The 12,415-nt window shown below is 56.4% G+C and carries 8 protein-coding genes; 4 read left to right on the forward strand and 4 right to left on the reverse strand.

Annotated features, from left to right (window positions below; translation table 11 throughout):
- Positions 1-6 precede the first annotated feature (6 nt).
- The 4 genes from CLV84_RS16880 (at position 7) to CLV84_RS16895 (ending at position 8,936) form a co-directional block, all read left to right on the forward strand.
- Positions 7-1,503 carry a RagB/SusD family nutrient uptake outer membrane protein gene (locus CLV84_RS16880; RefSeq protein WP_211295278.1) on the forward strand — a complete coding sequence of 499 codons (1,497 nt, stop codon included), beginning with the start codon at positions 7-9 and terminating at the stop codon, positions 1,501-1,503.
- A 79-nt stretch (positions 1,504-1,582) separates the two neighbouring features.
- On the forward strand, positions 1,583-4,948 hold the full coding sequence (locus CLV84_RS16885; protein WP_104420927.1) for a CRTAC1 family protein: 3,366 nt from the start codon (positions 1,583-1,585) through the stop codon (positions 4,946-4,948).
- A 70-nt stretch (positions 4,949-5,018) separates the two neighbouring features.
- The gene (locus tag CLV84_RS16890) at positions 5,019-8,345 is read left to right on the forward strand and encodes a VCBS repeat-containing protein (protein WP_170067754.1); all 3,327 of its coding nucleotides are present in this window, start codon (positions 5,019-5,021) and stop codon (positions 8,343-8,345) included.
- 42 nt (positions 8,346-8,387) lie between these two features.
- Positions 8,388-8,936 (forward strand): NUDIX hydrolase, encoded by a 549-nt coding sequence (locus CLV84_RS16895; protein WP_104420929.1) that lies wholly within the window; start codon positions 8,388-8,390, stop codon positions 8,934-8,936.
- A gap of 1 nt (position 8,937) precedes the next feature.
- On the opposite strand, the gene kdsB is transcribed toward CLV84_RS16895, so the two are convergent.
- The 4 genes from kdsB to rmuC are packed head-to-tail and all read right to left on the reverse strand — an operon-like array spanning position 8,938 to position 12,382.
- The gene (gene kdsB / locus CLV84_RS16900; RefSeq protein WP_104420930.1) at positions 8,938-9,672 is read right to left on the reverse strand and encodes a 3-deoxy-manno-octulosonate cytidylyltransferase; all 735 of its coding nucleotides are present in this window, start codon (positions 9,670-9,672) and stop codon (positions 8,938-8,940) included.
- Positions 9,669-10,334 carry a 3-oxoacid CoA-transferase subunit B gene (locus CLV84_RS16905; RefSeq protein ID WP_104420931.1) on the reverse strand — a complete coding sequence of 222 codons (666 nt, stop codon included), beginning with the start codon at positions 10,332-10,334 and terminating at the stop codon, positions 9,669-9,671. Before CLV84_RS16905 ends, kdsB begins: the two co-directional genes overlap by 4 nt.
- A 3-nt stretch (positions 10,335-10,337) precedes the next feature.
- The gene (locus CLV84_RS16910) at positions 10,338-11,027 is read right to left on the reverse strand and encodes a CoA transferase subunit A (RefSeq protein WP_211295279.1); all 690 of its coding nucleotides are present in this window, start codon (positions 11,025-11,027) and stop codon (positions 10,338-10,340) included.
- A gap of 17 nt (positions 11,028-11,044) precedes the next feature.
- A complete protein-coding gene (rmuC, locus tag CLV84_RS16915; RefSeq protein ID WP_104420933.1) occupies positions 11,045-12,382 on the reverse strand; it encodes a DNA recombination protein RmuC in 1,338 nt (445 codons plus the stop codon).
- Positions 12,383-12,415 lie beyond the last annotated feature (33 nt).

A 12,415-nucleotide genomic window follows, 5' to 3' on the forward strand; every position in this document is an offset into this window, starting at 1 on the left:
AACATCATGACATCTCAACTTTTTAAGTGGGGAATTATGGCACCGGTCGCTGGCACGTTGCTGGTGCTCACCGCCTGCACCGATCTCGAGATCGAGGAGGTTGACTCTATTATCGTGGAGGATACCGGGTCCGGTCAGGTTGCCGGGGATCCCGAGCAGCTCGTAGAAGCGGTGTACAACGGCCTCTCCACTTTCACGGATCAGGCGAATACCTACAGCCTCTTCGAACACCCGTCCGACGAGTTGATCCCGCCCACCCGGGGAGTCGACTGGGGAGATAATGGTGTGTGGCGCACCCTCCATGCCCACACCTGGGATGCCACCCACGCCCAGGTATTGAATGCCTGGAATACGCTGAATAGCCGCATATTTAATACGGCCGAGATTCTGGCGGCAAATCCGAATGCCCGACAGGAAGCGCACGGTCGGTTTCTCCAGGGGTACTTCATGTGGCACGTGCTGGACCTTTACGGAGTGGTTCCTTTCCGCGAATTCGAACAGGGAGTTGACGAGCTTCCCCGGGTAATCCCCCGTAGCGAAGCGATTGAATTGGCGATCGACCAGGTGGAGGCCTCTATCGATAGTCTACCGAGTGCCGGCCCGGGGGAGAACATTCAGGGTACCAAGGCTGCTGCCTATTCGATGCTTACCCGCATGTACCTGAACAAAGCGGTGTACCTGGCCCAGAACCCGGCAGGTCCTTACGAGCACAATCCCGAAGACCTTCAGAAGGTAATTGACTACGCCGATATGGTAACGGAAGAAGGCTACAGCTTCGACCCGAATTACTTTGAAATTTTCGAGGCTGGCTCCGATCACGAACCTATTCTCGTCAGCAATCAGGGAACGCCCGAAAACCGCTGGATGATGACGCTTCACTACAGCCAAACACCATCCGGCTGGAACGGCTTTACCACCCTGGCAGATTTCTACAACTCCTTCGATCCGGCGGACCCCCGCATCGGTAACGAGCCTACCCCGGACGGAACGCCGTCTTCCGGTATCGGAACCGGTTTCCTTCAGGGGCAGCAGGTAAACGACCAGGGCAACGTCCTGATTGACACCCGGACCCAGCAGCCACTTTTCTTCACGGAGGAGGTTGATCTGGCCGGTGTGCCCACAAATGCCGGCGTTCGGGTAATCAAGTATCACCCCGCCCGCTCCGGGAAGTACATCCTCATCCGGTATGCCGAGTCACAGCTCAACAAAGCGGAGGCTCAATTGCGCCTGGGAGACGCCGAAGGGGCACTCGAAACGGTCAACGCCATGCGCGCCACTCGCGGAACCCCCGAGCTTTCCTCCATCGACCTCGATGGGATGCTGATGGAGCGCGGTTTCGAACTCTACTGGGAAGGCCTACGCCGGGTAGACCAAATCCGCTTCGGAACCTTCACCGATACCTGGGATCACAAGACCGTCACGGACCCTACCCGGGTGCTTTTCCCCATTCCACAGCAGGCCCTGGACTCTAACCCGAACCTGGTCCAGAATCCTGGCTACTAGCCGACAATCTACCTCCTCACCCGGGGTGTTTCAGGAGAGCGAGCAGCCCGGCTGCTCGCTCTTTTTTACTTTTACCCCTATGCTTCATTCTGGTGCTCACCGGTATATTATTTACCTGATGTTGCCGCTGATGTTTCAGTGTGCCCAGGATACTCCTCAACCAAGTGCCGGAGAAGCGGCACCCTCCTTGTTTGAGTCAATGGATGCTTCCCGAACGGGAATAGCGTTTACCAACACCGTTCGAAATACCGAAGACTTCAACATTTTCAGCTACCGCAACTTCTATAATGGCGGTGGCGTGGGGATTGGCGATCTGAATAATGACGGGCTTAACGACCTGTTTCTAACCGCTAATCAGGGGCCAAACAAGCTGTATCTCAACCGCGGCGACTGGAACTTTGAAGACGTATCCCAACGCGCCGGCATTGAACTCTCCGACCACTGGAGCACCGGGGTAACCCTGGTCGACATCAACGCTGACGGCTGGCTGGACATTTACGTTTGTAATGCCGGTTTTCAGAAAGGGGTCAACCAACGCAATAGCCTGTTCATCAATCAACGGGACGGGACTTTCCAGGATGCCGCGGCGGAATACGGTTTAGCCGATGACGGTTATTCGACCCACGCTGCCTTCTTTGACTATGATCTGGACGGCGATCTGGACGTCTACCTGCTCAATAACAGTTTCATCCCCGTAAACACCCTCAATTTCAGTAATCAGCGGGAACGATACGCGGCGGACTGGGACGTGCAACCTTTTTTGCAGGGCGGGGGCGACCGGTTGCTACGTAACGATGGCGGCTCCTTCGTCGATGTAAGCAAATCGGCCGGTATCTATGGCAGTTTGATCGGATTCGGTCTGGGAATCACGGTCGGGGACGTCAACGGCGACTACTATCCCGACCTCTATGTATCGAACGACTTCTTCGAGCGGGACTACCTCTACATCAATCAAGGCGACGGAACCTTTCGGGAGGAAGTCGAACAGTATATGCGCCACCTCAGTCTGGCGAGCATGGGAGCCGATTTGGCCGACATCAACAATGATGGATATCCCGAACTCTTCACTACGGAAATGCTCCCTGAATCCGATTACCGTCGAAAAACGACCGTGCAGTTCGAAAATCTGAATAGCCACGAATTGAAGCTGCAGCGGGGGTTCTACCACCAGTACATGCACAACACGCTCCAGTTGAATAATGCCGACGGTACATTCAGCGAGATCGCACAGTATGCCGGCGTGGAAGCCACCGACTGGAGCTGGGGTGCCTTGCTTTTCGATGCGGATCTGGATGGGTACCGCGATATCTTCGTCAGCAATGGAATTTATCACAACCTGACGAGCCAGGATTTCATCGATTTTTTTGCGGACGACATCGTTCGCAAGATGGCCCTTACCGGAAAGAAGGAAGAGGTGGAACGGATCATCGAGAAAATGCCTTCCGAACCCTTACCCAATAAATTTTACCGGAACCGTGGCGATCTGTCTTTTGAAGATGTGTCCGGTCGGTGGGTAAGGCCCGATTCTACGTTTTCGAATGGGGCTGCTTACGGAGACCTCGACAACGACGGGGATCAAGACCTGGTGATTAATAACGTTAACCAACCGCTTACGATCCTGCGCAACGGCGCCACCGAGCTGCCCAACGTACGTGGGTTAACCGTGGTCCTGAAGGGAGACCCGTCCACGAACCCCTTCGCCGTCGGTGCCACCGTAACGGTCTTTGCCGGGGATCAGCAGCTTAGCTCGGCCGTTATGCCCAGTCGCGGATTTCAATCCAGCGTGGACTACCGACAACATTTTGGGTGTCGGCAAGAAGTCGATTCGATTCGGGTGGTATGGCCCGACCGCTCGGTGTCGATGGTTGTCCCCGGGGAATCATCGGACAGTATCTACATTGCTTTCGACGCGGTCGACCGAACGGCCGTGCTTCCCCAGCCGGTTGCCGACCTGATCGAACCATCGGCTCCCCTCCTGCGATCGGTGGCCCTGGATTTAGTACCTCACGAGGAGGACCACTATCAGGATTTACTCGCCGAGGGGCTTGTCATTCGCACCCTCGGCAGAGAGGGGCCTCAGGCAGTGGCGGGGGACATCAACGGGGATGGCCTGGATGATCTGTACGTCGGGGGTGCCCGCAATCAATCCGGTCAGCTTTACCTCCAGCGTGGTGGAAAGCTAATTCGATCGGAGCAAGCCGTTCTGCAGCAAGTAAGTCAAACCGAAGATGCCGGAATGGCCCTTTTCGATGCCGATGGAGATGGCGACCTAGATCTCTACGTCGGCTCGGCGGGCAATGCCGGCCAGCCGAACGGCCCTCTGTTAGCGGATAAGTTGTTTTTCAACGACGGCAAAGGGAATCTCAGCATTCAAAGTGGCGCATTGCCTCGAATCGGGGTTAACACCTCCGTCGTCCTGCCTTTCGACTTTGACTTTGATGGCGACGTGGACCTGTTTGTAGGAACCCGAAGCCTGCCAGGTAATTACGGTGTAGCCGTACCCAGCTTCCTCTTGGAAAACAACGGACGCGGACGATTCCGGAATGCCACTCAACTCGCTGCCCCCGCGCTGGCTACGTTAGGGATGGTTACCGACGCTTCGCTGGCGGTGGAATCGGGAGCGGGGAAAATCTTGCTCACCACGGTAAGCGAGTGGGGAGAACCACGACAATTTGAGTTCACCGCGATGGGGGTACGGGAAATAAGCAGCAACCTGAATGAACTCAAGGGTTGGTGGTACGCCGTCGCCCAGGCTGACTTGGATGGGGATGGAGATATGGACCTGGTACTCGGCAACCGGGGTGAGAATTTTTACTTCTCCGCCGACTCAGCGTCTCCCGCCAGACTCTACGTTGCGGACTTCGATGGCAATGGTACCACGGAAAAAATCATTACTCAATCTCTGGGCGGAAGGAATATGCCCCTGCCCATGAAGCGCGATCTGACGGCGCAAGTTGCTAGCCTACGGAAAGCGAACCTTAAGCACACCGATTACGCTCAGCGTTCCATTGAAGAGCTGTTTCCGCCAGAAGTGCTCGACCGTGCCCTGATACGCGAGGCCAATTCATTCCGCTCGGCAGTGGCGTTCCGGAACAACGACGGAAGCTACCGCGTAGAGGCATTGCCCGTCCGGGTGCAGTTTTCAAGCGTTGGTGCAATCCATGTTGCCGATCTGAATGGCGACGGAGCGCAGGATTTAATTCTCGGTGGAAACCAGTCGGGATTTCTCCCGCAATTCTCCCGGTTAGATGCCAGCTACGGAGAAGTGCTGCTGAATGACGGTACGGGGCGGTTCACCACGGTTCCAGCGGGGCGGTCTGGGCTACGTATTTCGGGTGAGGTCAAAGACTTTACCGTCATTCATCTGAACGGCCAAAAATTGCTGATCGCTACGGTCAACGATGCGCAGCCCGGCGTCTATCGAATCCCGGAAACGGTTCAATAAGCTATCGGTGCGGGTACATTCACTACGGTTGCGGTTATCTCAGTGGCGCCCTCACGGCGCAGTCGGTTGCTTGGCGGCACTCTTACTTTTTATTAGCTGCACCGAGCAGGATGCGGAGCAGCAGACCCCAGCGGGGTTCGAGTTACTGACGGGAGATGAAACCGGCCTGACCTTTCGAAACGACCCCCAAATGGACGAGGTCCTGAACGTGTTTAGCTACATGTATTTTTACAACGGCGGTGGACTTGCGGCTGGCGATTTCAACAATGACGGATTGCCGGATCTCTATTTTACCGCCAATCGGGACGATAACGCCCTGTTTCTTAACGAGGGGAATCTGCAGTTCCGCGACGTGACCGTGGCTGCCGGTATAGCCGGACAGGACAGTTGGACTACCGGCGCCTCCGTGGTCGATATCAACCAGGACGGTTGGCTGGATATCTACGTTACCCAGGTTAGCGGTTACGCAGCTATGCAGGGGTTTAACCAATTGTACCTGAACCAGGGAGCAGATGCCAATGGCGTACCCGCTTTTCGGGAAGCCGCCGCCGAATACGGCTTGGATCAGGTTGGCTTTGGAACCCAGGCGGTTTTCTTAGACTATGATGGCGATGGAGACTTGGATTGTTTCCAATTGAATCACTCCGTGCATCAAAACGGGACCTTCGGCCCCCGCGAGCGGTTTGACCAGCAGGGACGTCACCCACTTGCCGGCGACCGATTGCTCCGAAACGACGGCCTCCCGGATGGCGTGGGGGGCGGCGGTTTTACGGATGTTAGTGTGGAAGCGGGAATCATCGGAACCGCCTTGGGGTATGGGCTAGGGGTCTCGGTGGGAGACATCAACAACGACGGCTGGCCGGATATCTATGTGGGTAATGACTTTCACGAAAATGATTACCTCTACTTAAACCAGCAGAACGGGACCTTCCGGGAGGTCCTGACCGAGCGGCTTCGACATACCAGTCGGTTTACCATGGGAGTCGATATGGCCGACCTCAACAATGATGGCTATACCGATATCTTTTCGCTGGATATGCTTCCGGAAGATCCGGTAATTTTAAAGCAGTCACTCGCCGAAGACGGTTTTGACGTATTCCGATTCAAGCTAGGCTTTGGGTATAATCCCCAGTTTTCCCGAAATACGCTCCAGTTTAATAACGGGGATGGCACTTTCAGTGAGATTGCCGCTCGGGCGGGAGTACACGCTACCGACTGGTCCTGGGGCCCGTTATTCTTCGATATGAACGATGACGGCTTTACGGATTTGTTCGTCAGCAACGGGATACCACGGCGCATGAACGATATCGATTGGATCAATTTCAAAACACAGGACAATAGCCTTCCAGGCACGGAGCCCGCCACAAAACCCTCCGACGAACTGGAGTATGTTGCCAAAATGCCGCAGATCAAACTGTACAATAAATTTTTTCAAAACGATCGACACCTACACTTTACCGATTTGTCCCAAGGAGTAACCGGGGCGGCCACTTCCTATTCGAATAGCGCCGTTTTCGTCGATCTTGATCTGGACGGCGATTTGGATATCGTCACCAACAACATTGAGGATTATCCTTACATCTACCGGAACCAACTGCGGGAAGGCGGCGGTAAATCGGCGCGCGATTCCGATGCTTACCTAAATGTCGAATTGGTGGGTCCTGACAAGAATTTGAATGCAATTGGGGCTAGTGTAGTCGTATTTAGCGGAAACGGACGACAGCGGGTAGAGAATCATCCGGCCAGAGGCTTCCAATCCTCTGCTCTAGGGCCCTTGCATATCGGTTTGGGAGATTCTACGACCGTGGACTCCATGCTACTAATCTGGCCGGACGGGACGTATACTCGCCTGGACACTAGCAGGTACAATCGAACCGTAACCGCGACCTATGCTACTGGATTGCCGAAATTCGACTATACAAGCCTGGGCAAGACCAATCAGTTTGCCCCATTAGCAGATGAAACCGCGGGTTCCGGGATCAAGCATTCCCATACCGAAAACCAATTCGTGGATTTCAACCGGGAACCCTTAATCCCCCACATGGTGTCCACCGAGGGACCCGGGCTCGCAGTGGGCGATTTGAACGGAGATGGATTGGATGACTTTTTCGTGGGATCTTCCAAGTACGAAAGAAGTGCCCTGTATTTTCAAAATCCTGCGGGCCGGTTCACGTCGCCGGAAGTCCCAGCCATCGAGCAGGATAGCATTTACGAAGACGTGGACGCCGCTTTTGCGGATCTGGATAATGACGGAGACCTCGACCTCATCGTGGCCGCAGGTGGCAATGAGTTTGAAAAACAACACCTCCCCCGGAAGCAAAGAACCTATCTGAATGACGGCGCCGGGAATTTTACGCGTACTGACGTCCTGAACGGGGTTTACGCCACGGCGTCGCGCGTTTTACCGATGGATTTTGACGGAGACGGGCTGGTCGATTTGGTGGTCACGGGTAGGGTGGTCCCCAACGATTATGGCCGAATTCCCCGGTCCTACCTATTCCGGAACCGGGGGGAATTGCAGTTTCAGGATGTCACCGAAAAACTGGCGCCCGGATTAGCTTCACTGGGTCGAATAACGGATGCGAAGTGGGCGGACCTGGACGGAGACGAAGACCCGGACCTGGTCGTCGCGGTAGAATGGGGCCACGTAGCCGCGCTGATGAATACGGGAGCCAACTTTTCGGTAGTTGAACTTAGTGACCGCACGGGATGGTGGAGCTGCGTCGAAGTTGCCGACGTTGACGGTGATGGAGATCTAGATGTACTGGCCGGAAATTTTGGCACCAACAACAAGTTGCAACCCACCGTCGCGCATCCAGTCCGACTTTATGTAAACGACTTCGATCACAATGGCCGGGAAGAAACCGTACTTACCTACTATGTACAAGGGAGAGAAATACCATTCGCCAACTACGCCGAACTCCTCAAACAACTTCCGTATTTAAAGAAAAAATTCATTTACGCTCGTGATTTCGCGCGGGCCACACCGCAGGAACTATTTGGCGCGGACGCCTGGAGACAGGCTAGGATATTCAGCATCGAAACAATGGAAAGTATGCTTTTCGAGCAAGCAGCCGACGGCCATTTCCGCAGCAAGGCGCTGCCGGACCGCTTGCAGTGGTCATCGATTCACGCTATACAAAAGATGTCGGATGCTGCGGATAAAACGCGGTTTCTCGTCGGAGGTAACTTTCACAGCGCGAATATTGAAATGGGCTGGTATGATGCCGGAAGGCTCTCCGTACTGACCATCGACAAGCAACTGCGGATGGAGGTTAATCCCATCGAGGGTGAAGTGTCGGGACAGGTGAGAAGGCTATCTACCCTGGATGTGGGAAGCGACCGACCGGCGTACTTGGTAGCCTTTAATAATGATTCCCTACGCCTGTTCCGCTAATCTTCTGCGGGTGGACCGAAACGGGGAGGTTATCTTAACCCCATGAACTTCTGCTCCCACTGCGGATCGGCTGACCTCCAATTCCGTATTCCCGACCAGGACAACCAGCCTCGGTTCGTCTGCGACAACTGCCACACCATTCACTACCAGAATCCCAAGATGGTGACCGGCTGCCTGCCGGTGTGGGAGGATCGGGTGCTGCTCTGCCGTAGGGCCATCGCCCCCGCCTACGGGTTGTGGAACGTTCCCAGTGGGTACCTGGAGAACGGGGAAAGCGTTGCCGACGGCGCCCGCCGTGAAGTAAGGGAAGAAGCGGCGGCGGAGGTAACTATCGACTACCTCATTACGGTTTATGATCTCGAAAAGGTTAATCAGGTTTACCTGCAGTTCGTAGGCGAATTGGCTGGTGGTCGGTACGGAATCGGACCGGAAAGTCTCGAAAGCCGTTTGTTTCGGGAGGAGGAGATACCTTGGAAGGATATTGCCTTCACCTCTTCGGCCTACACCCTGCGCGCCTATTTCGCGAATCGAAAGTCCGGCGAGCAGCTACTTCACCGGGGAAGTTTCCCGGAAACGGCACCGCCCCAATGATTCAACGCAGTCGGAGGAGGGCCTCTTCTACGTCGGCCGGGGTATCGATGCCGAGGCTGCCCCGGTCCGTGAGGGCGACCTGGATTGCGTAGCCCGCCGATAACCACCGCAGCTGTTCGAGGCTTTCCGCCAACTCTAGTGGGGTGGGGGACAGGCGTGTAAGCTCCGCAAGTACTGCCGTCCGAAACGCATACAGGCCCACGTGTTGCAGGTGTTTTCCTTCGTCGATCCATCGGCCGATCGCTACGTCCCGCAGGTAGGGGATGGCGTGGCGGCTGAAGTAGAGGGCCCGTCCCGCCGCGTCGCGCACCACCTTGACCACGTTCGGGGATAGCAGGGCATGTTCGTCGCGAATCGGAGCGGCGAGGGTAGCGATCTGCGTCCGATCCGACGCGAAGCAGTCGAGCACCGCCGCTAGTTGATCCGGACGAATAAAGGGTTCGTCGCCCTGTACGTTTACCACGATACGGGCGTCCGGATAGTGGGCCGCCGCCTCCGCTACCCGGTCGGTGCCGGAGGGATGATCCGCGGAGGTCATTACGGCCTCTCCTCCGAACTGCCGCACGTGATCGAAGATCCGGTCGTCATCGGTAGCTACGACAACTTGGTCAATGGTGGTTACGGCGCTTACCGCTTTGTAAACCCGTTGCACCAGCGTCTCGCCGCCCAAGTCGATCAACGGTTTACCCGGAAACCGGGTGCTTGCGTAGCGGGCGGGAATAACGGCGAGAATCATGACCGGCCCATTTGCATCTCGGGAATGTCCCCCTCGACCAGCAACCGCCCAGCGGTGGCGTCCTGAATCTCCCGCACGCTGACACCCGGAGCGCGTTCCAGGAGCCGGAAGCCCCGGTCGGGGGTAACGTCCAGCACGGCGAGGTTGGTGACGATTTTTTTCACGCAGCGCACCCCGGTCAGGGGGAGGGTGCACTCGGGGAGCAACTTGGACTCCCCCGCCCGATTGGTGTGCATCATGGCCACGATGATGTTCTCGGCCGAGGCCACCAAATCCATGGCACCGCCCATCCCTTTAACCAGTTTGCCGGGTATCTTCCAGTTGGCGATGTCGCCCGTATCGGATACCTCCATAGCGCCCAGTACGGTAAGCTGGATGTGTTGTCCGCGAATCATGGCGAAGCTGGTGGCACTGTCGAAAATCGCCGCGCCGGGCAGAGCCGTGATCGTCTGCTTGCCCGCGTTAATGAGATCGGCGTCCACCTCATCCTCCGTAGGGAAGGGGCCCATCCCGAGTATGCCGTTTTCCGACTGAAAAGTTACGTCAATACCTTCCGGAACGAAATTCGCTACCAGGGTGGGAATACCGATGCCGAGATTAACGTACCAGCCATCCTGTAACTCTCGGGATATGCGTTGGGCGATTCCTGTTTTGTCTAGCATGGCTTAGCGGGTTGTCCGTTTTTCAATTCGTTTCTCGTAACCGTCGCCCTGGAAGATGCGTTGGACGAACACGCCGGGAGTATGGATCTGATTGGGGTCGAGTTCGCCCGGTCGCACCAGTTCTTCCACCTCGGCGATGGTGATGCGTCCGGCCATGGCCATGACCGGATTGAAGTTGCGCGCGGTGCCCTTGTAGATCAGGTTGCCATCGGTGTCCCCCCGCCAGGCTTTGACGATGGCGAAGTCGGCGGTGAGGGCGGATTCGAGGATGTGCGGTTTGCCGTTGAATTCACGGACCTCCTTGCCTTCCCCGACTTCCGTGCCGTAACCGGCGGGAGTGAAGAAGGCGGGGATTCCGGCACCGCCCGCCCGGCAGCGCTCGGCGAGGCTGCCCTGGGGAATCAGGTCCACCTCCAGGTCGCCACTGAGCATTTGCCGTTCAAACTCGGCATTCTCGCCTACGTAGCTGGCGATCATTTTGCGGATCTGCCGGCTGTGCAGCAGGAGCCCGAGGCCAAAATCGTCGACCCCGGCGTTATTGGAAATGCAGGTCAGGTCGGTAATGTCGCTATCGGCCAGCGCCGCGATGGTCTTTTCCGGAATGCCGCAGAGGCCGAAGCCACCGAGCATAAGCGTCATTCCGCTTTGGATGCCCGCGATGGCCGCCCGGGCGTTGGGGACGGTTTTTTGCATGATCTTTGGTTTGGGTATTACTCTTCCTCCAGCAGGCGGGTGTCGATGCGCCGTTTGGCCTTCGCGCCCAACTTACGAAGTTTTTCCGCACGTCCGATGAGGGTGGCGCCGTACTTGCCGCCGGTACTCAGCTTGGTCAGCGCCGACTGATAAGACGACTGGGCCTGATCGAGCCGGTGGCCGATCTTTTGCAGCTCGTCGGTGAAGGCCACGAAACTGTCGTAGAGCAAGCCGCTCTGGCGGGCGATTTCCAGTACGTTCTTCTTCTGGTTTTCCTGCTTCCAGATGTAACTCACCGTTCGCAGGGTAGCCAACAGGGTAGAGGGGGTCACCAGCACGATGTTCTTCTGCAGCGCTTCGATGAAAAGTTGCTTGTCCGTTTGGAGCGCCAGGCCAAGCGCCGGCTCGATGGGGACGAACAGCAGCAGGTAGTCCGGTGAATTGATCTGGTACAGCCGCGTGTAGTTTTTACTCGCCAGGTCCGTCACGTGATTCCGGAGACTACGGAGATGACTTGCTGCTTCCACGTTCCGGGCCGCCAGGTCGTTTTCCGGGCAACTACAGAAGCGCTCGTAGGCATTGAGGGACACCTTGCTGTCCACGACCAGGTGTTTGTTGTCCGGCAGATTGATGATAAAGTCCGGTCGCTTCTGCCGCCCGTCTTCGTCGGTGTAGCTGGACTGCGCGAAAAAATGCACTCCCTGCTGTAGGCCGCTTGCTTCGAGGAGGGTCAATAACTGCCACTCCCCCCAGTCTCCCTGCACCTTAGTATTTCCGCGAAGTGCTCCGGCTAAGTTGTTCGCTTCCAGGCTGATTTGCTGATTGAGCTCCTGCAAATTTCGGATCTCCGTCCGCAGGCTCACGCGCTCCTTCGTTTCGTCGAGGTAGCGCTTCTGGATCTGGTCCTCGAAACCCTGGATGCGCTCTTTCAGGGGGGTGAGGAGTCCGTCCAGCTGCACGGCATTCTGTTTGGTGAACCGGTCCCCCTTTTCCTGCAGCAGCCTTTCGGCGGTACGTTCGAACTGGGCCACGGACACGGCTTGCAACCGTTCCATTTCTTCCTTTTCCTGACTGAGTCGCTGCTGCAGGTTTTCGTTGTTGGCCGTCAGGGTGGCGATGCGGGACCGCAGCTCGGCTTCGGTTTGAATGCGCTCCTGCAGATTTTCGTAGTGGAGGTCGGCATCGCTACGCAGCTGTTCGTAGAGCTCCCGGCCGACATAATCGGTTTTTACCACCTCCTTTTCCAAGTGGGTGCGGTTTTGTCGCGATTGTAAATACAACCATGCCAGGAGGGTACCCATTATGATACCGATACCGGTCAACAGGAAGTAGAGTAGGGCGGTATTGGCTTCCATGCCGGCAAGGTAGCATGGAGCCATCACATTTCG

It is taken from the genome of Neolewinella xylanilytica (genome assembly GCF_002934605.1).
Classification (GTDB): domain Bacteria; phylum Bacteroidota; class Bacteroidia; order Chitinophagales; family Saprospiraceae; genus Neolewinella; species Neolewinella xylanilytica.